The sequence below is a fragment of the Ferrovibrio sp. genome (assembly GCF_025869515.1).
Lineage (GTDB): Bacteria > Pseudomonadota > Alphaproteobacteria > Ferrovibrionales > Ferrovibrionaceae > Ferrovibrio.
In genome coordinates, this window is the sequence record NZ_JAOZVR010000062.1 from 13474 (window position 1) to 35032 (window position 21559).

General features: G+C 62.6%; 22 protein-coding genes. 14 read left to right on the forward strand and 8 right to left on the reverse strand.

Features of this window, described 5'->3' with window-relative positions:
• Positions 1-2: 2 nt before the first annotated feature.
• Both OJJ21_RS10405 and OJJ21_RS10410 read right to left on the reverse strand, forming a co-directional pair.
• Entirely contained in the window at positions 3-782 is a 780-nt protein-coding gene (locus OJJ21_RS10405) for an SDR family oxidoreductase (RefSeq protein ID WP_297685887.1), read from the reverse strand.
• 10 nt (positions 783-792) lie between these two features.
• The gene (locus OJJ21_RS10410) at positions 793-2259 is read right to left on the reverse strand and encodes an aldehyde dehydrogenase (protein ID WP_297685889.1); all 1467 of its coding nucleotides are present in this window, start codon (positions 2257-2259) and stop codon (positions 793-795) included.
• Between the two features lie 130 nt (positions 2260-2389).
• On the opposite strand from OJJ21_RS10410, the gene OJJ21_RS10415 reads away from it, so the two are divergent.
• The 12 genes from OJJ21_RS10415 to OJJ21_RS10470 all read left to right on the forward strand — a co-directional run bounded on the left by OJJ21_RS10415 (position 2390) and on the right by OJJ21_RS10470 (position 12887).
• Positions 2390-2701: a recombinase-like helix-turn-helix domain-containing protein gene (locus OJJ21_RS10415; protein ID WP_297685891.1), complete on the forward strand. Its 312-nt coding sequence runs from the start codon at positions 2390-2392 to the stop codon at positions 2699-2701.
• A complete protein-coding gene (locus OJJ21_RS10420) occupies positions 2698-3492 on the forward strand; it encodes an ABC transporter ATP-binding protein (protein ID WP_297685893.1) in 795 nt (264 codons plus the stop codon). Before OJJ21_RS10415 ends, OJJ21_RS10420 begins: the two co-directional genes overlap by 4 nt.
• A 34-nt stretch (positions 3493-3526) precedes the next feature.
• Complete coding sequence (locus OJJ21_RS10425; RefSeq protein ID WP_297685895.1) at positions 3527-4504, forward strand: ABC transporter substrate-binding protein; 978 nt, start codon at positions 3527-3529, stop codon at positions 4502-4504.
• Positions 4505-4534: 30 nt separating this feature from the next.
• Complete coding sequence (locus OJJ21_RS10430; RefSeq protein WP_297685897.1) at positions 4535-5329, forward strand: ABC transporter permease; 795 nt, start codon at positions 4535-4537, stop codon at positions 5327-5329.
• A 13-nt stretch (positions 5330-5342) separates the two neighbouring features.
• A complete protein-coding gene (locus tag OJJ21_RS10435) occupies positions 5343-6410 on the forward strand; it encodes an aromatic ring-hydroxylating dioxygenase subunit alpha (protein WP_366092775.1) in 1068 nt (355 codons plus the stop codon).
• A gap of 40 nt (positions 6411-6450) precedes the next feature.
• Complete coding sequence (locus tag OJJ21_RS10440) at positions 6451-7068, forward strand: cupin domain-containing protein (RefSeq protein WP_366092777.1); 618 nt, start codon at positions 6451-6453, stop codon at positions 7066-7068.
• Between the two features lie 14 nt (positions 7069-7082).
• Positions 7083-7841, forward strand: coding sequence for an SDR family oxidoreductase (locus tag OJJ21_RS10445; protein WP_297685983.1), 759 nt, complete (start codon positions 7083-7085; stop codon positions 7839-7841).
• 67 nt (positions 7842-7908) lie between these two features.
• Complete coding sequence (locus OJJ21_RS10450; protein WP_297685899.1) at positions 7909-8652, forward strand: alpha/beta fold hydrolase; 744 nt, start codon at positions 7909-7911, stop codon at positions 8650-8652.
• A complete protein-coding gene (locus OJJ21_RS10455; protein WP_297685901.1) occupies positions 8636-9505 on the forward strand; it encodes an IclR family transcriptional regulator in 870 nt (289 codons plus the stop codon). Before OJJ21_RS10450 ends, OJJ21_RS10455 begins: the two co-directional genes overlap by 17 nt.
• A complete protein-coding gene (locus OJJ21_RS10460; protein WP_297685903.1) occupies positions 9498-11144 on the forward strand; it encodes a thiamine pyrophosphate-binding protein in 1647 nt (548 codons plus the stop codon). Before OJJ21_RS10455 ends, OJJ21_RS10460 begins: the two co-directional genes overlap by 8 nt.
• Complete coding sequence (locus tag OJJ21_RS10465) at positions 11144-11953, forward strand: aspartate dehydrogenase (protein ID WP_297685985.1); 810 nt, start codon at positions 11144-11146, stop codon at positions 11951-11953. The genes OJJ21_RS10460 and OJJ21_RS10465 overlap by 1 nt, the downstream gene beginning before the upstream one ends.
• A 16-nt stretch (positions 11954-11969) precedes the next feature.
• The gene (locus tag OJJ21_RS10470; RefSeq protein ID WP_297685905.1) at positions 11970-12887 is read left to right on the forward strand and encodes a VOC family protein; all 918 of its coding nucleotides are present in this window, start codon (positions 11970-11972) and stop codon (positions 12885-12887) included.
• A gap of 4 nt (positions 12888-12891) precedes the next feature.
• On the opposite strand, the gene OJJ21_RS10475 is transcribed toward OJJ21_RS10470, so the two are convergent.
• The 6 genes from OJJ21_RS10475 to OJJ21_RS10500 form a co-directional block, all read right to left on the reverse strand.
• Positions 12892-13827, reverse strand: a complete 936-nt coding sequence (locus OJJ21_RS10475; protein ID WP_297685907.1) for a glyoxylate/hydroxypyruvate reductase A — start codon at positions 13825-13827, stop codon at positions 12892-12894.
• Positions 13827-15440, reverse strand: coding sequence for an ABC transporter ATP-binding protein (locus OJJ21_RS10480; protein ID WP_297685909.1), 1614 nt, complete (start codon positions 15438-15440; stop codon positions 13827-13829). The genes OJJ21_RS10475 and OJJ21_RS10480 overlap by 1 nt, the downstream gene beginning before the upstream one ends.
• 2 nt (positions 15441-15442) lie before the next feature.
• Entirely contained in the window at positions 15443-16282 is an 840-nt protein-coding gene (locus OJJ21_RS10485) for an ABC transporter permease (protein WP_297685911.1), read from the reverse strand.
• Positions 16279-17250, reverse strand: coding sequence for an ABC transporter permease (locus tag OJJ21_RS10490; RefSeq protein ID WP_297685913.1), 972 nt, complete (start codon positions 17248-17250; stop codon positions 16279-16281). Before OJJ21_RS10490 ends, OJJ21_RS10485 begins: the two co-directional genes overlap by 4 nt.
• Positions 17251-17331: 81 nt before the next feature.
• Positions 17332-18894, reverse strand: a complete 1563-nt coding sequence (locus OJJ21_RS10495; RefSeq protein WP_297685915.1) for an ABC transporter substrate-binding protein — start codon at positions 18892-18894, stop codon at positions 17332-17334.
• A 27-nt stretch (positions 18895-18921) separates the two neighbouring features.
• Entirely contained in the window at positions 18922-19698 is a 777-nt protein-coding gene (locus OJJ21_RS10500) for a class II aldolase/adducin family protein (RefSeq protein WP_297685917.1), read from the reverse strand.
• Positions 19699-19856: 158 nt separating this feature from the next.
• On the opposite strand from OJJ21_RS10500, the gene OJJ21_RS10505 reads away from it, so the two are divergent.
• A complete protein-coding gene (locus OJJ21_RS10505) occupies positions 19857-20528 on the forward strand; it encodes a GntR family transcriptional regulator (protein ID WP_297685919.1) in 672 nt (223 codons plus the stop codon).
• Complete coding sequence (locus OJJ21_RS10510; RefSeq protein ID WP_297685921.1) at positions 20525-21553, forward strand: histone deacetylase family protein; 1029 nt, start codon at positions 20525-20527, stop codon at positions 21551-21553. Before OJJ21_RS10505 ends, OJJ21_RS10510 begins: the two co-directional genes overlap by 4 nt.
• Positions 21554-21559: the final 6 nt, after the last annotated feature.

Below are 21559 nucleotides of genomic sequence, written 5' to 3' on the forward strand. Positions count from 1 at the left end.
AGTTAAAGCGCCTGCGGATGCGCGGCGCCATCCAGCACGATACTCTGACCGCTGACATAGCCCGCGCCGGCACTGCATAGGTAAGCACAGAACCGGCCGAGTTCGGCCGGGTCGCCGAAACGGCCTGCCGGCAGTTCGGCTTTGCGGGCGGCGACCACGTCGTCGACCGGCTGGCCCTCGCGTTTGGCGCGGAAGGCAAAGTTCGACAGAAGCCGGTCGGTGGCAAACGCTCCGGGCAGCAGGTTGTTAACCGTCACGTTGTTCTTTGCCAGCCCGCGCACGATGGTGGCCACAAAGCCATGCAGGCCGCTGCGGGCGGCTGCGCTCAGGCCCTGGGCATCGATAGGATGCCGCACCACGCTGGAGGTGATGTTGACAATACGGCCGAACTTGCGTTCTGCCATGCCATCGGCATAAGCGCCGATCAGGGCAATCGGTGCGCGCATGTTGGTGTTGAGCGCCTGCTCCCAGTCGGCTGCGGACCAGCTGCGATAATCGCCCGGCGGCGGACCTCCGGCATTGTTGACCAGGATATCCGGCGCCGGACAGGCGGCCAGCAGGGCAGCGCGGCCAGATTCGGCGGAAAGATCGGCGGCGACTGGCGTTACCGTTACCCTGTATTGGGCGGTGATCTCTGCGGCAGCTTTTTCCAGTGTCTCGGCGCTTCGCGCATTCAGCACGATATTGACGCCTTCGGCAGCCAACGCTTCGGCACAGGCGCGGCCCAGGCCTTTGCTGGCGGCACAGACGATGGCAGTGTGTCCTGAAATCCCGAGATCCATGTTCGCTTCCTCAATCCGCCCACGGAATCGGGCGGCCGGACATGTCTACATAAATGCTTTTCTGCCGCATATAGGCCTTGATGCCATCGCGGCCCTTTTCGCGGCCGAGCCCACTTTCGGCATTGCCGCCAAAAGCCGTCGCGATGCTGAACTGCTTGTAGGTGTTGACCCAGACCGTGCCGGCATTGAGCGCGCGGCCGATACGCCAGGCGCGGCGGAAATCGCTGGTCCAGATGCCGCTGGCAAGGCCAAAGACAGTATCGTTGGCGTCATTGATCAGCGCGGCTTCATCCCGGAAAGGCAGCAATATGCCCACCGGTCCGAAGATTTCTTCCTGCGCCGTGCGACAGCGATTGCTCAAGTTCTCGATCAGGGCCGGAATGAAGTAGTTGCCATCCTGCAGCGCGGGATCGGTGGGGCGCGTTCCGCCGCAGAGCAGCCGGCCACCTTCCTGCTGCGCCAGTCTGACATAACCTTCCACCTTGTCGCGTTGCTGCGGCGTGATCAGCGGGCCGATCTGGGTGCGTTCCGATACCGGATCGCCGATGCGCAGGGCTTTGGTGCGCTCCACCAGGCGATCGCGGAAGCCTGCATAGATCGACTCCTCGATAAAGATGCGGGAACCGGCAATGCAACTCTGGCCCTGGCTGGAGAAAATGCCGAACAGCACGCCATTGATGGCCTGCTCAATATCAGAGTCGGCGAAGACGATATTCGGCGACTTGCCGCCGAGTTCCAGCGATACCGGCATGATCTTCTCTGCCGCCACATGGCCGATTGCCCGGCCTGTGGCCGTACCGCCGGTGAAGGTGACCTTGGCGATGCCGGGATGTGCCACCAGGGCTGCGCCAGTCACGGCACCGGTGCCGGGCAGCACGCTGAGCAGGCCCTTGGGCAGACCGGCTTCCTCGGCCAGCTTTGCCAGCTCCAGTGCCAGCAGAGGTGAGAATTCCGATGGTTTGATGATCACGGCATTGCCAGCGGCCAGGGCGGGCGCCACTTTTTGAGCTTCACTGGCAATCGGTGAATTCCACGGCGTGATCGCGGCGATGACGCCAAATGGCTCATGCGTGCTGAGGGACAGGTAGTTGCCGCGCGAAGGCGTGATGTCGCCTTCTAGGGTTTCGCAGGCGGCGGCGAAGAAGCGGAAGGTGCCGGCCGCACTGGCCACAAGGGCACGGGTTTCCAGGATCGGCTTGCCGTTATCCTGCCGCTGCAGCTGCGCCAGCCTTTCCGAGTCGCGCTCGATCAGCGCGGCAATGCGATGCAGATAGGCCGCGCGGTGATGCGGCAGCAGATCGCGCCAGTCCGGATTGTGCATCGCCACCTGCGCGGCTTTCACCGCGTCATCGACATCCTCCGCGGACGCCGTACTGACCATGGCAAGGGCTGCATTATTGGCGGGATTGCGTGTGATCAGCGGGGCTCCGCGGCCCGGGCGCCAGTCACCGGCGAGATATATCGGCAAAGCGGTCATGAGACAGATCGACGAAAAGTTTGCGACAGATTCAGCTTTACAAGCACCGTAACTGAACCCTACGATGTTGCATATAGGAAATGACGTTTTGCTAATAAAACGTTAGCCGCATTTCTGCGAGGGCGGTGCGATGGAGTTCAACCCTTATCTGGTCGGTAATTCCGGCGGTGCCGATGGTGACGCCAACAAGGGCGGCCCGGAGGCCATCGAGCAACCCGCGCGCGCACCGAACATCCCCTGGCAGACCCGCCCGGCGGCCCTGACAGAGTTCGAAGCGACGCTGGCCGATACGCTGATGGCGATGTTCCGCGACGGCGTCGATGAGCTGCCGGCCATCGTCGCCAGACTGAACGCCGCCGGTCCGCGCCATCCCGAAGGCAGCTGGACCGAAGCGAATTACCAGAGCCTGATGGCCCGCCTCGCGCACGGGCAGGCCGCATGATTGCCAAGCCCGACACCGCGCGCCTGGAGTTTCGCCAAGTCACCAAACGCTTTGCCAATCCACGTCAGGGCGGCGTGGTGGTGGCGGTGGAGGATGTCACTTTCAGTATCGCCGATGGCGAAGTGGTGTCGCTGATCGGTCCGTCTGGCTGCGGCAAGAGCACGTTGCTCAACATGGGATCTGGCCTTGATCCCGCCACCGAGGGGCAGGTCTTCGTCGACGGCGAACTTGTCACGAAACCCAATCGCCATGTCGCCTTCATGCTGCAGAAGGATCTGCTGCTACCCTGGCGCACGATCCGCGAGAATGTCGAATTAGGCTTGGAAATTCAGGGCACGGCCGCCGCCCAGCGGCGCGAAACCGCACTGGCCCTGCTGGCGAAATGCCGGCTGAGCGACTTCGTCGAGCATTATCCGCACCAGCTGTCCGGTGGCATGCGCCAGCGCGCCGCCCTGGCGCGTACACTGGCGGTCGATCCCGTCGTGCTGTTGATGGACGAGCCTTTCTCGGCGCTGGATGCCCAGACCAAGATGGTGCTGCAGCAGGATCTGGGCCGGACACTCGCTGACACCCGCAAGACCGCACTGTTCATCACCCACGACCTGGTCGAGGCCATCGCGCTGTCCGACCGCATCCTGGTAATGAGTCACCGCCCAGGTCGCATCATCGAGGAAATTCCGGTCGAGATTCCCGGCCGCGACAACCCGATGACCCGGCGCCAGGACCCTAAAGTCGGCGTCTATGTGAAACGCCTGATGGATTTGCTGCACGTCGAGCAGGCGGCAGCGTAACGCAACACCAGTGATCAACATGGAGGGGAATGTGATGACGACGATGCGTAAAATTTTACTGGCCGGCCTCGGCCTGGCAGTCGTGGCTGCCGCAGGTATGCAGGATGTGCGCGCCCAGGATGTTACCTATCTGCTGCCGGCGCCCAAGTCGCTGCCGGCTTTCGGTCCCTGGATGGTGGCACAGCAGCGCGGCTATTTCAAAGCGGAAGGCCTCAATGTCGATTTCCAGATCGGCAAGGGCGGTGTTGATGTCGCCAAGCAGGTCGGCGCAGGCAATGCCGTGATCGGCGGCGGTATCGGCGATACCTCGATTATCGTGCGCCCGAATGGCGTGCCGGTGAAGACCGTGGCGCTGCTAGGCGGCGGCTCGTTGATGCAGTTGGTCCTCAACAAGGACAAGGGCGTCAAGACGGTCAAGGACCTGAAGGGCAAGACCATCACGGCGATGGCCTATCAGGACACCACTTACTTCGCACTGCTTGGCATGCTCGCTACCCAGGGCATGACCAAGAATGACGTCAATGCCCAGGCTGCCGGCCCGGTCAACGTCTGGAAGCTGTTTGTTGCCGGCGAGGCTGATGCCATGGCGGCGGTGCCGGAATGGACGGCCCAGGCAATGGCGGCCAAGATGAATATCGAGGTTATTCCGTCGGATGCGCATTTCAAGAGCATGGCGCAAGCCATTGTCGCAGCCGATGACGTGATTCAGAAGAACCCGCAGCTGATCCAGAAACTGGTCCGCGCCACGCTGAAGGGCATGAAGGACATCATGGACAATCCGGAAGGCGCAGCCGCCGATTACGTCAAGGCCGTACCGGAGCACAGCGGCAACGTGCCGTTCATCGTCGCGTCATTCAAACTCTACAACCAGTATGTTTACCCGGGGCAGAAGACATTGGGCGCGGTGGATGAAAGCCGGCTTACCGCCTTGCAGGATTTCTATGTCAAGGAAGGCGTGATCCGCGACAAAACCCCGGTGAAGGACCTCTACACCAATCAGTTCGTTCAGTAATCGGTCTTAGCCGGCGGGAGTGAAGTAAGAATGCAAACAGTCCTGACCCAGCCCCACCTGCGCCGCATGATGGCCGGCAGTTTCCTGCTGTTCGTCGTTTTCGTCGCGGTCTGGCAATGGGCGCCGGGCTGGTTCGGCATTCCGCATTTCATCATCCCGCCGGCCAGTCTGGTCTGGGACGAGTTCCTGCGCATGCTGGCCAAGGACAAGCTGATCTTCCACACTGGAATCACGGCTATGCAAGTGGCGGTCGGCTTCTTGCTCGGTGCATTGCTCGGAATCTTTGCCGGCTTCGTGCTCGGTATGTCGCCAACGACAGAATTCGTGCTCTCGCCTTATATCCTGGCGCTTCAGATCGCGCCCAAGGTGGCCTTCGCACCGCTGTTCATCATCTGGTTCGGCTACACTGTCTATCCGAAGATCCTGGTCTGTATCCTGATCGTATTTTTCCCGGTGATGATCAATGTGCTCGGTGCGGTGCGGGCGATCGATCCCGATATCGTGCGGCTGGCCAGGTCGTTCACCGCCAACCGCTTCCAGGTATTCTGGAAGATCGAGTTTCCGGCCGCCCTGCCGCCGCTGTTTGCCGGCCTGCGCATCGCCGCCACCCTGGCCGTGATCGGTGTGGTGGTCGGCGAGTTGGTCGGGGGCAATACCGGCCTGGGTTATCTGCTGACCTTCGGCGAAGGCGCCGGTAACACCGCGATGGTCTTCGTCGCCATCATTCTGCTGACCCTGATTGGCATCGTGCTCTACGCCATTGTCGTGCTGATCGAGAATCGTGTGCTGCATTACCTGCCGGCGCGGTCGCGCACGGCCGTCTGAGAAGGAGCCGACCATGGCCAATGCCAGCGAGATGCAAGAGGTTGAAACCTTGTTGAACCGGGGCCTGCGGAATTACTGGTATCCGGTCGCACCCAGCTGGATGGTGCACAACAAGCCGGTCGGCCTGACGCGGCTGTCGGAGAATATCGTGCTGTGGCGCGATGACGCTGGTGCGGTGCATGCTCTGGAAGACCGTTGCCCGCATCGCGGTGCACGACTCTCGCTCGGCTGGTCGCTGGGCGACCGTGTTGCCTGCTGGTATCACGGCGTGGAAGTAAAGGGCGATGGCGTCGTCGCCCGCGTGCCGGCCCAGGCCAATGCGCCGATGGAGGGCAAGCGCTGCGTGCGCAGCTATCATGTGCAGGAAAAGTCAGGCGCAATTTTCGTGTGGTTCGGCGATGCCCTGCATGCTGAGCCCGCGCCACTGAATTTGCCGGAGGAACTCGTCTCCGACGACTACGAAGCGATCCTGTGCACAGCGCACTGGAAGTGCAATTACCGTTACGCCATCGACAATGTGATGGATCCGATGCATGGCGCTTATCTGCATGCGCAGTCGCATTCGATGGCCGAAGGCGACAAGCATGCGGAAATGCGACTGCGCAAGACCGATACCGGTTTCGTCTTCGAGAAGGCCAACCAGCGCGGCGTGAATTTCGACTGGACCGAATTCGGCGTCACCGACGCGCTGTGGCTGCGCCTGGAAATCCCCTATGGCAAACAGGCCGGCCCGGGCGGCGCCTTCACCATCGTCGGCATGGTGGCACCGGTGGACGAGGAGCATTGCCGCGTCTTCTTCTGGCGCATCCGCAGGATTCCGAAGGGCTGGCAGCGCGATACCTGGAAATTCCTTTATCGTGCCCGGCTGGAGGGCCTGCACTGGGCCGTGCTGGAGCAGGACCGTGTCGTGCTGGAAGACATGGCACCGCAGGCCCGCGAACATGAATTTCTGTACCAGCACGATGCCGGCCTCGGCCGTGTGCGCACCGTGCTGCAGAAGGAAGCCCGCGATCAGGTGCGGGCGCTGAATGCAGCCAAAACGACTGCCGGTGAGGCGCCGCGCGCCGCCGACGTCGCCTGAGTGATTTGAACAGACCTGCGTGTCCTGAAGGAGCAAAGCCATGAGCGTAACCGAGAAGATCGCCCAGTTTGCCAAGGACTGGTTCCCGACCTGGGAAAAACCGAAGGAAAAGTCGTTGCAGCAATGGATCGAATCGCGCATCGCCCGCTATTCGACCCGCCAGTACGACTGGAATGCCCTGAAGTTCCAGGCTGATTTCGATCCGAAATACCGCCGCGCCCAGTGCCGCTACATCGGCACCGGCGCTACCGGCGTGGCCAGCGACACCAACACCATTCCGTCGGAGCATTTCACTTTCTCGACCATGATCCTGCCGGCTGGCTGCGAAGGCCCGTTGCATGTGCATTATGATGCCGAAGAGGTGTTCTTCGTGCTGAAGGCACAGAAGCTGCGCCTGTTCTTCGAGCTGGAGGGCGAAAGCTTCGATACGCTGTTGTCGGATCGCGATGTCGTGTCGGTGCCGCCGGGCGTGTTCCGCGGCCTGCGCAACGAAGGCCAGGAAGAGGCTCTGATGTGTGTGATGCTCGGCGTCTCCAAGCCGAATGTACCGGATTATCCTGAGGGCCATCCGCTGATGGAACTGCGCAAGCGTCGTCGTGAAATCGCGGCAGCCGGCGCTGCGGCCGAAGCCGCCAAGAAGTCCTCGGCGGCCGAGTAAAAGAGCAGGCAGTGATGTTCTTGCAGGAGCGGATCGTGGTGGTGACCGGCGCCGGGCGCGGCTTGGGCAGGGCGTTTGCGGATGCTTGCGCCGCCGCCGGCGCCGCCACGATCATCGTCGCCGATATCAATGCCGAATGGGGCGCCGCGGCAGCGGCCGATCTGAAGAAAGCCGGCGCCGATGCCGTCTTCCTGCCGGTCGATCTGGGCGATCCGGTCTCGGTGGAAGCTTTTGGCGCCGAGCTTGGCCGCCGCTACGGTCATGTCGATGGTCTGGTGAACAATGCCGCCATTGCCACCGGAATTGGCGGCAAGACTTTCGAGGAAATCGATATCGCTACCTGGGACCGGGTGATGGCCGTCAATGTGCGTGGCACCTGGCTGATGGTGAAGGCGCTGGCCCCTCTGCTGCGTAAGTCCAGGCTGGGCGGTCGCATCGTCAATCTTGCTTCCGATACCGCGCTGTGGGGTGCGCCGCGGCTACTGCATTATGTCTCCAGCAAGGGAGCCATCATCAGCATGACGCGCTCGCTGGCCCGTGAGCTGGGGCCGGATCGTATTGCCGTCAATGCCATCGCGCCCGGCCTGGTGCTGGTGGAAGCCACTGAATATGTGCCGGAGGAGCGCAAGCGCCTCTACGTCGAGGGGCGCGCCATGGCGCGTTCGCAAATGCCCGAGGATGTTGTCGGTGCCGTCGTCTATCTGCTGAGCGACGGTGCCGGTTTCGTCACCGGCCAACTTTTGCCTGTCAATGGCGGCTTTGTCTTTAACTGACCCGCGCATCGCGGTCTTTGGCGACACCCGCATTTCCTATCTGGAAGCAGGGCGGGGAACCCCGCTTGTGCTGCTGCACGGCATCGGTTCGGCCTCGCGATCCTGGCGCAACCAGCTGTCCGGCCTGTCGGATCGTTTCCGCGTCATTGCCTGGGATGCGCCGGGCTATGCTCAGTCGACGCCACTCAGGCCCGAAACGCCGGATGCCGGCGATTATGCGATGGCTTTGCTCGGTTTCCTCGACACGCTTGGCGTCGGTCGCTGCCATCTGGTCGGTCATTCGCTGGGTACGCTGATGGCAGCGCGGTTTGCCGCCCTGCATGCGGATCGCCTGCTGTCGCTGACGCTCAGCAGCATCGCCGTCGGCCATGCCCATATGGCGGCAGAGGAACGCAGTCGTCTGCTGCAGAGTCGCCTGGACGATATTGTCACGATAGGCGCGCGCGCCATGGCTGAGAAGCGCGGTCCGCGCCTGCTGGGTTCCGATGCCACGTCGGAGATGCGTCAGGCAGTCATTGATGCCATGGCGCAGGTACAGATGCCGGGCTACGGTCAGGCGTCGCGCATGCTGTCAGGCGGCGATGCCCTCGCTGATATCGCCCGCATTCCGGCATGGCTACCGGTGCAGATCATCTATGGCGAGGACGATGTCATCACGCCACCAGCCGCCAACCTGAAAGCGGCCACGGTGCGACCGCAAGCTCAGGTGCAGGCGATTCCTGCTGCCGGCCACGCGCTCTACCTCGAAAAGCCGGAGCGCTTCACTGCCATTCTTGCCGATTTCGCGGAGGCCCATGATGAGCGGAACTGACCGTATTCCGGAAGGCAAATATATCGTGCCGGCTCTCGCCCAAGGCCTCGCGGTGCTGGGATTGTTCTCGCGGCAGCGCCCGAGCCTGAGTGCTCCCGATATTGCCCAGGAGCTGCAACTGCCACGCTCCACGGTCTTCCGCCTCCTGCACACCCTGCAGGCCATGGGTTTTGTGCGCCGTGGGGATGACGAGCGACAGTTCAAGCTTGGCCCGGCCGTACTTGGTCATGGTTTCGAATATCTCGCCTCGCTCGATATCGTTGAGGCAGCCCAACCGATCCTGCAGCGCCTGCGCGACGAGACGGGTTTGTCCTCGCATATGGCCGTCGCCGACGGCCGCGAGATCGTCTATGTCGCGCGCTATCCGGCCCGCACCACGATCTCCAGCACAGTGAATATAGGTACCAGATTTCCGATCCATGCCACCGTGATGGGCCGGATGTTGCTGATCGAACATGACGATGCCGCACTGCAGGCGCTGTTTCCCGAAGACGGGTTGCCGCGCTTCAGCGAGCAGACTCCGACCACGCTGGCCGGCCTGAAAGAAATTCTGGCCGAGGATCGCAGTCGTGGTTATGCCACCAGCCAGTCTTTCTTCGAACGCGGTGTCAGTTCGGTGGCAGCACCGGTACGCGATGGTGCCGGCCGTATCGTTGCTGCAATCAACATCACGGCGGTCGACGCCTATGTCGATCTCGAAGCGATGCATGGCGGTCTGAAGGACGCCATCCTGCAGGCCGCTGCCGAAATCACCCAGTGGATCCGCCGCGAGGCGCCGCGCACCACCCAGCCCTTGCCGGCCGAGCCTGCCAAGGCCGCCGCCACACCCATCAGAGAGTCGCTTCATGTCTGAACAGATCACCGTCGGCGAACTGACCGCACGCTTCCTTGAAGCCTGTGGCGTCGACACCGCCTTCGGCGTTATCTCGATTCATAATATGCCGATCCTGGATGCTTTCGGCCGGCGCAACACGATCCGTTTCGTGCCTTCGCGTGGCGAGGCGGGTGCGGTGAACATGGCCGATGCCTTTGCCCGCGTGCGCGGTCATCTGGGCGTCGCCATCACCAGCACCGGCACGGCGGCGGGCAATGCCGCCGGCGCCATGGTGGAGGCGCAGACCGCCGGCACGCCGGTGCTGCATCTGACCGGTCAGATCGAGCGCGCCTATCTCGACAAGCATTGGAGCTATATCCACGAGGCGGCCGATCAGCCGACCATGCTGAAGGCTGTGTCGAAGGCCTTCTTCCGCGTCTGGTCGCCGGAAACCGCACTCGGGACCCTGCAGGAAGCGGTGCGCACGGCACTGACAGCGCCGACCGGCCCGGTCAGCGTAGAAATCCCGATCGACGTGCAGGAAGCGCTGATTGATGTTCCGGCTCATATCGCGCCGGTACCGCTCGGCATCGCCCAGCCGGACCCAGCCGCGCTGGATGCGATGGCCGAGATTCTGGCCAAGGCCAGGCGGCCACTGATCTGGGCTGGTGGCGGCGCCCGGCATGCTTCCGACGAAATCCGCGTTCTGGCCGATCTGGGCTTCGCCGTGGTCACAAGCGTGCAGGGTCGTGGTGTGCTGCCTGAGGATGATGCCCGTACGCTCGGCGCCTTCAACCTCTCGCCGCCGGTGGAGAGCTTCTACGCCGGCTGCGATACTCTGCTGGTGGTCGGTTCGCGCCTGCGCGGCAACGAGACTCTGAAATACACGCTGAAGCTCCCGAAGCCGATGCTGCAGATTGATGCCGATCCGCAGGCCCATGGCCGCGGCTACACTGCCGACCTGTTCCTCGCGGCCGACGCCAAGCCGGCGCTGGCGGGACTGGCGGCGCGGCTGAAGGGTCGGCTGAAGGTGGCCGACGGCTTCGCCCAGGACGTCAAGGCGGCACGGGATGAGGCCGAGATCCAGCTCCGCAAGGGACTGGGCCCGTATGAAAAACTGGTCGATGCCCTGCAGAAAGCCGTGCCGCGCGATTATGTCTGGGTGCGTGATGTCACGGTATCGAACAGCACCTGGGGCAACCGCATGCTCAGGCTGTTTGATTCCCGTAATGGCGTGCATGCGCTGGGCGGCGGCATCGGCATGGGGGCGGCGATGGGCGTGGGCGCTGCCATCGGCGCACGCGGTCGTAAGACTGTGGTGCTGTCTGGCGACGGCGGCCTGATGCTTTGCGTCGGCGAACTGGCTACCGCGGCACAGGAGCAGGCCGACATGCTGCTGATCGTGATGAACGATCGCGGTTACGGCGTGATCCGCAACATCCAGGATGCCAAATTCGGCGGTCGCAAATATTTCGTCGATCTGCACACGCCGTCTTTCCCAGATCTGGCGCGCAGCCTCGGCTGGAAGCACACTTTGCTCAACGATATTGCCAAGGCCGAAAGCACCATTGCGCAGGCCGTTGCTGAAAGCGGGCCGCGTATGCTGGAAGTCGACATGGTCGCCATCGGGCCCTATGCCAGCGCTTTTGCCGGCCCGCCGGTGCGCAAGGCATCGTGATGCCGCGCCGGGAGCGCCCATCGATCCTGCTGATCGGCCATGGCGCCATCGCGGCGGAAGTGCGGGCGGCGGCGCTCAGCACCGGCCTGTTCGATGTCGGTGCCGTGCTGGTACGGCATGAAAAGGTTGGTTCGGTGCAGGCCGAACTGAGCGGCTACAAGGTCATCGACACGCTGGAAGATCTGGATTTCAAGCCGCTTCTGGCCGCTGAATGCGCCAGTCATTCGGCAGTGCGCGAATATGGTCCGGCTGTGCTGCGGCTTGGCATCGATCTGGTCGTGGCTTCGATCGGTGCCCTCAGCGACGATGCCCTGCATCGCGAACTGGAACTCGCGGCGGCGGAAGGTGGGGCCAAGCTGATCCTGCCGGCGGGTGCCGTGCCGGGTATCGATGCCCTGAATGCGGCCACGCTTGGCGGTCTGGATCGGGTCTCCTATATCTCCCGCAAACCGCCCGCAGCCTGGAAAGGCACGCCGGCGGAGCAGAAACTGCACCTGGATGACCTGAAGGACGCCACCACTTTCTATACCGGCAGCGCCAGGGCCGCAGCCCAGGATTACCCCAAGAACGCCAATGTTGCGGCAACCGTGGCGCTGGCCGGTCTGGGTTTCGATGCCACCGAGGTCCGCATGATCGCCGACCCGGCGGTCAGCGCGAATATCCACGAGATCGAAGCGAGCGGGGCTTTTGGCGAGATGCATTTGACCATCAAGGGCAAGCCGCTGAAGAGCAACCCCAAGACGTCTTCGCTGGCAGCCTATAGCAGTATTCGCGCGATCCTCAACCGGGTTCGCCCGACTGAAATCTGAGTCAGGAGTTCTTGCGATGTCCATTACCGGTGTCGACGGTATCGTTTATGGCGTGGAAGACATGGCGCTGTGTCGCCGCTTCTTTAGAAACTGGGGTCTGAAAGAAATTGCAGAAGGCCGGTTCGAGACGCTGGATGGCACTGAGGTGATTCTGCGACCGAAGGACGATCCTGTGCTGGCGCCGGCTTTCGAGGCCGGCTCGACCCTGCGCGAGGGCATCTGGGGCGTCGGCGACGCAGCAGCCCTGGCCCAGATCGGGCAGAAGCTCAAGGCCGCAGGTATGGCCGTGAGTGAAAGCAAGGATGCCCTGTCCTGCATTGACCCCTCTGGGCTGAAGACCTCCTTCCGCGTCAGCCGCCGGCGCAAGGTCGCGGTGACCGGTGCACCCAGCAATACCATCGACCAGCATCGCCGGATCGATACGCCGAGCCCGATCTATCAGCAGGCCGAGCCGGTCAATATCGGGCATTACGTGCTGTTCGTGCCCGAGGTCGAGCCGATGCAGCGTTTCTATACCGATGTGCTGGGTTTCCATATCTCCGACAGCTACCCCGGAACCGGGCTGTTCCTGCGCTGCAGCGCCCAGGGTGGTCATCACAACCTGTTCCTGCTGAAAAGCCCGACCGGCAAGGCCGGCATCAATCATGTCGCCTTCACCGTGCGCGACGTGCATGAGGTGATCGGCGGCGGCATGCAGATCAACCGCCAGGGCTGGGAAACCCAGCTCGGGCCGGGCCGGCATCCGATTTCATCGGCCTTCTTCTGGTATGTGAAGAATCCCGCCGGCGGCCTGGCCGAATACTATACGGACGAGGATTACCTGACCGAGAAGTGGCAGCCGCGCGAATTCGAGAAGAAGCCGGAAATCTTCGCGGAATGGGCGGTAACCGGCGGTATCGACGGCGAAACGCGCCGCCAGAAGATCAAGGCATAGCGATTCAGTATCCGCGGCTGCGGTCGACCGCGTGGGGCGGTATCTCACCGGCTTCGATGGCGGCGGCCGTGGCAACCAGAGTGTTGGCTACTGCTGTGAAACTCACATCGCAGGCATCATGCGGTGTCATCAGGATCTGCGGGTGATGCCAGAAGATATGGTCTGCCGGTAACGGCTCGACCGCGAAGACATCCAGTGAGGCGCCGGACAGCTGACCGTTTTCCAGTGCGGCCAGCAGATCGGCTTCCACCATCTGCTCGCCACGGCCGGTCTGGATTAGATAGCCGCCGTGTTTCATCGCAGAGAAGACTTCAGCATCGATCAGGCCGCGGGTTTCCGGCGTGAGCGGCAGCAGATTCACCAGAACCTCGGTCTCGGCCAGCATGGCAAAGAGGCCATTGCGCCCGGCAAAGGCGCGCAGACCGGGGGCTGCGGATTTCGGTGTGCGGCTCCAGACATTGACCGGAAAGCCGAGGCCGGCCAGCTGCGTGGCGACGCGCTCGCCGATCTTGCCGTAGCCCAGGATGCTCACCGGCACGTCGCTGGCCGGGCGCTGTTCCAGGCGGCGCCAGATGCGGTCGCGCTGCTGCTGCATATAGGTGGCGAACTTGCGCTGGTGCCAGATCACATGCCAGGCGACGAAGCCGGCCATCATTTCGGCCTGGGCCGGGTCCACCACGCGGACGACATTCACATGCGGCGGCAGGCTGGGGCAGGCCAGCACATTGTCGGCGCCGGCGCCGATGGTGCAGACCGCTTTCAGGTTCGGGTAACGCTCGAAGGCATCCGGATGCGGATGCCAGGCCAGGGCAATGCGAACGGCCTCGGCACCGTCGGTGACGGGATGATCGATGCTTTCGATCCGGTCGGCGATCTTCGCCAGTGCCTTGCCGTAATAGGACCGCAGATCGAATTTCCGGCTGATCACGGCGCAGCGCATCAGGCGGCCTCGCTCGCGCGCCGGCCCGGCACGGCGGCCAGCAGCTCGCGGGTATAGGGATGCTCGGGCGCGGCAAACAGCGCCGCAGCCGGTTTCAGTTCGACAATCCGGCCGCGCTGCATCACGGCGATGCGGTCGCAGATCTGGGCGGCCACGCGCAGGTCATGGGTGATGAACAGCATCGACAGGCCAAGCCGAGATTTCAGGTCTTCCAGCAGCTTCAGCACCTGTGCCTGCACAGAGACATCCAGCGCCGAAACAGCTTCGTCGGCAACCAGGATTTCCGGATTGAGTGCGAGGGCGCGGGCAATGCCGATGCGCTGGCGCTGCCCGCCGGAGAATTCATGCGGATAACGCTCGGCTGCCGTGGCATCCAGGCCCACCATCTGCAGCAGGTCGCGGGCGTGCTGCAAAGCTGTATCCGGGGCTTCTCCATGGGCGATCGGACCGTCGGCAATAATGCGGCCCACCTTGCGGCGCGGATTGAGCGAGGCAAAGGGGTCCTGGAACACCATCTGGATACGCTTGCGCTGGCTGCGCAGTGCCCGGCTGCCCAGCAGCGTCAGATCGATATCGCCCAGGCGGATGCTGCCGCCATCGGCTTTGATCAGTTGCATTACCAGTCGTGCCACCGAGGATTTCCCTGAACCGGACTCACCCACAAGGCCGAGCGTCTCGCCCTGCCGGATGGCAAAGCTGACGTCCTTTGCGGCTTCGACGCGGCGGGCAGGGCGGAACCAGCCGCTGCTGGTGACGTAGGTCTTGCTCAGGCCGATCACTTCCACGGCCTTGCGGCGGTCATCCAGCGACGGGCGAACCGGCGGCTCCATGGTCGGCACCGCGGCCAGCAAAGCCTGGGTGTAGGGATGCTGCGGATGCTGCAGGACATCGCCGGCCGCACCTTGTTCCACCAGCTTGCCATGCTGCAGCACCACCACGCGGTCGGCGATCTCGGCCACGACACCGAAATCATGGGTGATGAACATCACCGCCATATTGCGGCGCTGCTGCAGATCGCGGATCAGTTTCAGAATCTGCGCCTGGGTCGTCACGTCCAGCGCCGTGGTCGGTTCGTCGGCCACCAGAACCGAGGGTTCCAGCGCCAGCGCCATCGCGATCATGGCGCGCTGGCGCTGACCTCCGGAAAGCTGATGCGGATAGGCGCGGATGATGCGTTCCGGATCGGGCAGGCCGACCTCACGGGCCAGTTCAAGCGCACGCTGCTGCCGCTCGGCCGGGGTCAGGAGGTTATGGGCCTCGAACATTTCGGCCATCTGATCGCCAATACGCATCAACGGATTGAGTGCGGTCATCGGTTCCTGGAAGATCATGGCAATGCGCTGGCCACGGAGCGCCATCCAGGCCTCTTCATCCAGTTCGAGCAAATTCCTGCTCTCGAACTCGATTTTACCGCCCTGCGGCTTCACGGCCTTGGGCAGCAGACCCATCAATGCATGGGCGCACATCGATTTGCCCGAGCCAGACTCACCCACCACGCATAGAATTTGCCCAGCGATCAGATCGAAGGAGACGCTATCGACGGCAAAATTGCGGTCGCCGCCAGTCGGCAGTGCCAGCTTCAGGTTCCGGATGGCAATGACGGGTGTGCCCATGCTCAGCGGCCTTCCTTGGCGAGGCGCGGATTGAGCGCATCGTTCAGGCCTTCACCGATCAGGTTCAGCGCGAGCACCGTGAGCAGGATGGCGATGCCGGGGAAAACCGTGATCCACCAGGCCTGTCGGATCACGGTGCGGCCGGCGCCGACCATGTAACCCCAGGACATCAGGTTCGGGTCGCCCAGGCCAAGAAAAGACAGCGAGGATTCGAGCAGGATAGCCGTCGCCACCATCAGCGAGGCCAGCACGATGATCGGCGACAGCGTATTGGGCAGGATTTCACGCCAGATGATCCAGCCGTTGCTGTGGCCGGTGACAATGGCGGCCTGCACATATTCGCGGCTGCGTAGCGACAGCACCTCGCCGCGTACCAGCCGGGCCACCGGCGGCCAGCTGACGATGGCGATGGCCGCCACGATGGAAACAATGGACGGCTGCATGATGGCGACGAGCACGATGGCGAGCGCGAAACTCGGGATGGTCTGGAAAAATTCGGTGAAGCGCATCAGCGCATCGTCAATTCGTCCGCCGGCATAACCGGCGACAGCCCCGAGGGGCACGCCGATCAGCAGTGCCACCACGGTAGAAACCAGGCCGACCAGTAGCGAGACGCGGGCGCCGTGGATCAGGCCGGCGGTGACATCCCGGCCCAGTGCGTCCGTACCGAACAGGAAGCCGTCAATCGCGCCCGGCGGCAGGAACGGTCGCTGCACCATGCGCCATGGTGATTGCGGGAAGATCAGCGGTCCGGCAAGCGCTACGGCCAGCACTAGGGCGAAGATGAGCAGGCCGATCAGGCTGCCGGGATTGCGCAGCAGGGCTTTGACGATGTTTTTCATGAGCCCATCACAATGCGCGGATCGACCAGGCGGTAGATCATGTCGGTTACCAGGTTGAAGATCAGCACCATGGCGGACGAGACGACAAAGACGCCGAGCAGCAGATTGTAGTCGCGCTGCAGCAGCGCGTCATACATCAGCCGGCCGATGCCGGGCCAGGCGAAGACGGTTTCGGTCAACACGGCGCCGCCGACCAGCGTCCCGGCCTGCAGACCGGCCAGAGTGACCACCGGCAGCATGGCGTTGCGCAGCACATGCCGGCGCTGAATCACCGCATCGCGCAGACCCTTGGCACGGGCAGTCTTGATGAAATCGAGGCGCGAGACTTCCAGCATGGAGGCGCGGGTCATTCGTGTGTAAGTCGCCATGAAGAACGTGCCGAGTGTGATGGCCGGCAGCACCAGATGCGCCGCGACATCCAGCACATAGCGCAGGCCGGTATAACCGGACCCGACCGTCTCGAAACCGAAACTGGGCAGCCATTCGAGCTGCACCGAGAACAGCAGCACCAGCATCAGGGCAACCCAGAACAGCGGCGTGGCATAGAAGATGAGCGCCAGTGCCGTGATCGCGCTGTCGGTCCAGTGGCCGGCGCGGCGGGCCGCCATGCCGCCGAGTAAAACACCGAGACCGAGCGATATGATGAAAGCCGTACCGGTCAGCAGCAAGGTTGCAGGCAGGCGATCAAAAATCAGCTTGGAAACCGGCATCTGCTGCCGGAACGAGAAGCCGAGATCGAAGCTGGCAATGCCCTTCACATAAAGGAAGAGCTGCTCGTGCATGGGGCGGTCGAGGCCGAATTTCTCACGCAGCTGCGCGACGAACATCTCGTCGGTCGCGCCGGCTTCACCGGCCATCACAACGGCCGGGTCGCCGGGCGCGGCGCGGATGAGAAAGAAGTTCAACACGATAATCGCCAGCAGGACGATCACCGCCTTGACCAGGCGTTGGGCAACAAATGACAGCATCGGGGCAATCCGGGGAGGAGAGGCGGGTTGCGAAGGCAGTTCGCCTGCGACCGCAAAGGCGGCCGCAGGCGATTGATGCGGTTACTTGTCGATCCAGGCGTCGCGGAAGCCGTCGTTCACCCCGATGCCGGTGGTGACCAGGTCCTTGACGTTGCAGCGATAGATGGTCGGGAATTCCAGTTCCAGCAGCCAGGCGACCGGAACCTCGTCGATCAGGATCTTCATGACCTGATTGTAGAGTTCCTGGCGCTTGGCATCCGGAAAGGCGACGGCAGCTTCGGCAAACAGGCGGTCGACCTCGGGATTGGAATAGCCTTCCACATTGTTGAAGGGCGAGCCCTTGGCAATATTGGAGGACACGTAGCTGCGGCCGACGCCGAGGGCGGGATCGCCATACTGGTAAAGATAGCTGAAGCCGATATCGTAATCCCACTCGCCAAGCTTCTGGTTGTAGCCAGGCACGTCGGTGGCGACGACTTCGAGATTGATGCCGACATCCTGCAGGTTCTGGCGCACGGCCTCACCCCAGCGCGCCCAGGTCTCGCCATAAGGCAAGGGCATGAAGCGCACCTTCTCGCCCTTGTAGCCGGCTTCCTTCAGCAGGGCCTTGGCCTTGGCGGGATCGTACTTGTACTTGGCCAGGCTCTTGTCGAAGAAACGTGTCGAGGACGAGATCGGGCCGACGGCCACTTCGCCGAGGCCGTTCCAGACGACATTCTTGGCGAAGTCGCGGTCGACGGCATACATCACGGCCTGGCGGAACAACTTGTTCGCGGTTGGGCCCTGACGGTTGTTCAGCCACATCCAGGCGAGCGGGCCGAAGTATTCCCAGCCCTTGCCGGTGACACAGACATTCTTGAGCTTGCTCAGGCGCGGCACGTCGAAGTTTTCCACCGAACCGCCGGGCAGGATATCGACCTTGCCGGTTTCGAAGGCAACCGCACGGGCTGCCGCATCCGGAATGATGTGCCAGTAGATTTCATCCAGATAGGGCTTGCCCTTCACATGGTAGTTCGGATTCTTCACCAGCTTGATGAAGGAGCCCTTCTGCCATTCCTTGAACATGTAAGGGCCGGTGCCGATCGGCGTATTGTTCGCCGGCGCGGTTTTCCAGTCGATGCCGTCATAGATATGCTTGGGCACCATCGGCATCGAACCGACTTCGAAGATACCAAGGAACGGGCCGAAAGCCTGCTTCAGCTTGAACACCACCGTATGGGCATCGGGCGCCGAAACGCTTTCGACCTGTGCCAGGTTGGCGCGGGCGCGCGGATTGGTCTGCTTGATAAATTCGACGGTGAACAGCACGTCAGCGGCTGTAAACGGCTTGCCATCATGCCACGAGGCGTTCTTCACCAGCTTGAAGGTGTAGGTCTTGCCTTCATCAGTGATGGTCCAGCTTTCGGCCAGGCCGGGCAGGGGTTCCAGCTTCGGGCTGTAGCGCAGCAGGCCTTCATAGATATTGCCGGCCACCATCTGGACCGGGCCGTTCTGCAGCATGGCCAGCATCAGGCCGGGCGGTTCCGGCTGGATGATGACATTGGCAATGCCGCCGGATTTTGGTGACTGGGCCATGGCGCCGACGGCGACGCAAGTGGCAATACCGGTAGCAACGAGTAGACCAAGCAAGCTTTTCTTCAGCACAGCAAACCCCCTCTGTGACAGTCAGTTTCAGGTGCGGTAGTCGGGATCCGTACGTTCCAACATCCGCTTGAAAGCCTCCCATTCAATATCCGGGCCATTTCCGGCCTCTATTCTGTCGTAGCCCTTGGCATATTGCCCGGCAGTCTTTTCCGGGATGCCCGGCGGCGCCTGGATCATCGGCGCGCCAGCCGACTGGATGGCGAGCTGTGCGCGGCAAGACCGCTCAAGGTTGAACATCAGTTTGAAGGCTTCGGCCACCGAGCGGCCACAGGTCAGCAGACCGTGATTACGCAGGATGAACACCGACTTGTCGCCGAGATCGGCGATCAGGCGCTGGCGTTCGTCGAGGTCGAGCGCGATGCCTTCGTAGGTGTGATAGGCGATGCGGCCGTGGAACTGCATCGACCATTGATTGAGCGGCAACAGGCCATCCTGCTGGCAGGAAACGGCAACGCCGGCCACGGTATGGGTATGCAGCACACAGACTACATCAGGGCGGGCCGAGTGGATGGCGCTGTGGATGGTGAAACCGGCCGGGTTGATATCGAGGCCGAGCGGATCCTCGATCACTTTGCCGTCGATATCCACGGTGACGAGGTTCGAGGCCTTCACCTCGTCGAACCGCATGCCGTAGGGATTGATCAGGAAACGGTCATGGCCACCGGGCAGGCGCGCCGAAATATGCGTGTAGATGCTATCGTCCAGACCATGGCGATGGATCAGGCGATAGGCTGCGGCCAGGTCGACTTTCGTCTGCCAAGTCAGATCGTGACTGTTATTGAGGGCGCGGATGGAGGCCGTCATCAGAGATCATCTCCAAAAAAGGTGCGACATACTGTCATGCGGATGAAATGAGTCGCAATCGAAAAGTGTCGACAGTCGACGATTTGTACGATAGAGAAGCAGATCAAGGACATAGCTGAATGAGACTCGCTTCCAAGCCGGTCGGATTGCCCGCCATCGTGAGCCAGGATCTGGTCACGCAGATCGCCCGCGTGCTTACCGATGCGGTAATTTCCGGCCAGTTGTCTCCGGGTGCCAAGGTGGCGGAAGCCGCCGTCGCGCGCGAGCTCGGTGTCAGCCGCGCACCGGTGCGCGAGGCTGCGCGCCTGCTGGAAAACCAGGGGCTGCTGGTGGCGATACCGGGCCGCGGCTTTTTTGTGCGCGCCCATGCACCGGACGAGATAGACGATCTTTACGATCTGCGCATCTGCATTGAAAAACACGCCGCCGTGCAAGCTGCGACGCGCCTCACGCCGGAGGGCCGTGCCGCGCTGCGCCGCCAGCTCGATGTGCTATACGAGACGGCGGCGATCAACGATCCCGGCCGCCAGGTGGAAGAGGATTACCGCTTTCATCGCCTGATCTGCGAAATGTCGGGCAACAGGCGCCTGCTGCGTCTGTTCGACGACTTGGCCTCGGAATTGCGCATTGTCATCGGCCTGATCGGCCGTCTCTACGACGACCCGCATCGCATTGCCGAAACGCATGAACCACTCCTTGCCGCCATAGAAAGTGGTGATGTGGCGAAGATTCATGCTGGTGTTGAATATCACCTCGGAGACGCCTGGCGCGGTGTTGCGCAATTGGTGCGCAATCTGCCGGTTAATAAGACAACGGAGAGGATCTCGTGAAAGCCGTCTACAGCGAAGCGCATCAGAGCCATGATCCGCAGTTTTTTCTGGTGCGCGGCGTGGTGCGCAAGACTACCGAGCAGCCCGAACGCGCCAGTCGCCTGCTGAACGGGCTGAACAGCGGCAAGCACACCATCCTGCCGGCGCAGAGTTTCGGTGCCGGACCGCGTGCCCGGGTCCACAGTCCGGATTACCTCGTCTTCCTGGAAACCGGCTTCGAGGAATGGCGTGCGCTGGGCGATTCCAACAGCGAGATGATCCCCAATATTCATGCCCAGCGCGGCGAAGGCGCCAGCTATCCCACAGGCATCGTCGGCAAGCTTGGCTGGCACACCGCCGATACGGCCTGCCCGATCGGTGCCGGCACCTTTGCCGCCGCCTGCGCGGCGGCCGATGTCGCCACAACAGCGGCGCAGATGGTGCTGGATGGCGAGGATACGATCTATGCGCTGTGCCGTCCGCCCGGCCATCATGCCTATCGCGATATGGCCGGCGGCTTCTGCTATCTGAACAACAGCGCGATTGCCGCCGCGCATCTGCGGCAGAAATACGAGCGCGTCGCTATTCTTGATGTCGATGTGCATCACGGCAATGGCACCCAGGGTATTTTCTACGACCGCGCCGATGTGCTGACCGTGTCGATCCATGCCCATCCCGGCAGCTACTACCCCTTCTTTGTCGGCTATGCTCATGAAATGGGAGCCGGGGCGGGGCTGGGGGCCAATCTCAATATCCCGCTGCCGCTCGGCACCGGCGATGCCGACTATATGATGGCACTGGATCGTGCGGTGAGGACCATCAAGGCCTTTGCGCCCGGCGCCCTGGTGGTGGCACTTGGCCTCGATGCCTCCGAGGAAGATCCTCTGCAGGGACTGAAGATCACCACCGAAGGTTTCCGCCGGATCGGCGGTGCTATCGCCCGCATCGGTCTACCCACCACGCTGGTGCAGGAAGGCGGCTATCTGTCGGATATCCTGGGCGTCAATCTTGCGGCCGTGCTGGCGGGCTATGAAGCCAGCCGCTAGGATCGC

Bases quoted from the DNA above. Each gene is read 5' to 3' on its own strand.
- OJJ21_RS10475 (WP_297685907.1), bottom strand. From the start codon at position 13,827: ATGCGCTGCGCCGTGATCAGCCGGAAATTCGATCTGCGGTCCTATTAC.
- OJJ21_RS10485 (WP_297685911.1), bottom strand. From the start codon at position 16,282: ATGAAAAACATCGTCAAAGCCCTGCTGCGCAATCCCGGCAGCCTGATC.
- OJJ21_RS10410 (WP_297685889.1), bottom strand. From the start codon at position 2,259: ATGACCGCTTTGCCGATATATCTCGCCGGTGACTGGCGCCCGGGCCGC.
- OJJ21_RS10435 (WP_366092775.1), top strand. From the start codon at position 5,343: ATGGCCAATGCCAGCGAGATGCAAGAGGTTGAAACCTTGTTGAACCGG.
- OJJ21_RS10490 (WP_297685913.1), bottom strand. From the start codon at position 17,250: ATGCTGTCATTTGTTGCCCAACGCCTGGTCAAGGCGGTGATCGTCCTG.
- OJJ21_RS10455 (WP_297685901.1), top strand. From the start codon at position 8,636: ATGATGAGCGGAACTGACCGTATTCCGGAAGGCAAATATATCGTGCCG.
- OJJ21_RS10470 (WP_297685905.1), top strand. From the start codon at position 11,970: ATGTCCATTACCGGTGTCGACGGTATCGTTTATGGCGTGGAAGACATG.
- OJJ21_RS10480 (WP_297685909.1), bottom strand. From the start codon at position 15,440: ATGGGCACACCCGTCATTGCCATCCGGAACCTGAAGCTGGCACTGCCG.
- OJJ21_RS10425 (WP_297685895.1), top strand. From the start codon at position 3,527: ATGACGACGATGCGTAAAATTTTACTGGCCGGCCTCGGCCTGGCAGTC.
- OJJ21_RS10465 (WP_297685985.1), top strand. From the start codon at position 11,144: ATGCCGCGCCGGGAGCGCCCATCGATCCTGCTGATCGGCCATGGCGCC.
- OJJ21_RS10500 (WP_297685917.1), bottom strand. From the start codon at position 19,698: ATGACGGCCTCCATCCGCGCCCTCAATAACAGTCACGATCTGACTTGG.
- OJJ21_RS10415 (WP_297685891.1), top strand. From the start codon at position 2,390: ATGGAGTTCAACCCTTATCTGGTCGGTAATTCCGGCGGTGCCGATGGT.
- OJJ21_RS10440 (WP_366092777.1), top strand. From the start codon at position 6,451: ATGAGCGTAACCGAGAAGATCGCCCAGTTTGCCAAGGACTGGTTCCCG.
- OJJ21_RS10405 (WP_297685887.1), bottom strand. From the start codon at position 782: ATGGATCTCGGGATTTCAGGACACACTGCCATCGTCTGTGCCGCCAGC.
- OJJ21_RS10420 (WP_297685893.1), top strand. From the start codon at position 2,698: ATGATTGCCAAGCCCGACACCGCGCGCCTGGAGTTTCGCCAAGTCACC.
- OJJ21_RS10445 (WP_297685983.1), top strand. From the start codon at position 7,083: ATGTTCTTGCAGGAGCGGATCGTGGTGGTGACCGGCGCCGGGCGCGGC.
- OJJ21_RS10430 (WP_297685897.1), top strand. From the start codon at position 4,535: ATGCAAACAGTCCTGACCCAGCCCCACCTGCGCCGCATGATGGCCGGC.
- OJJ21_RS10460 (WP_297685903.1), top strand. From the start codon at position 9,498: ATGTCTGAACAGATCACCGTCGGCGAACTGACCGCACGCTTCCTTGAA.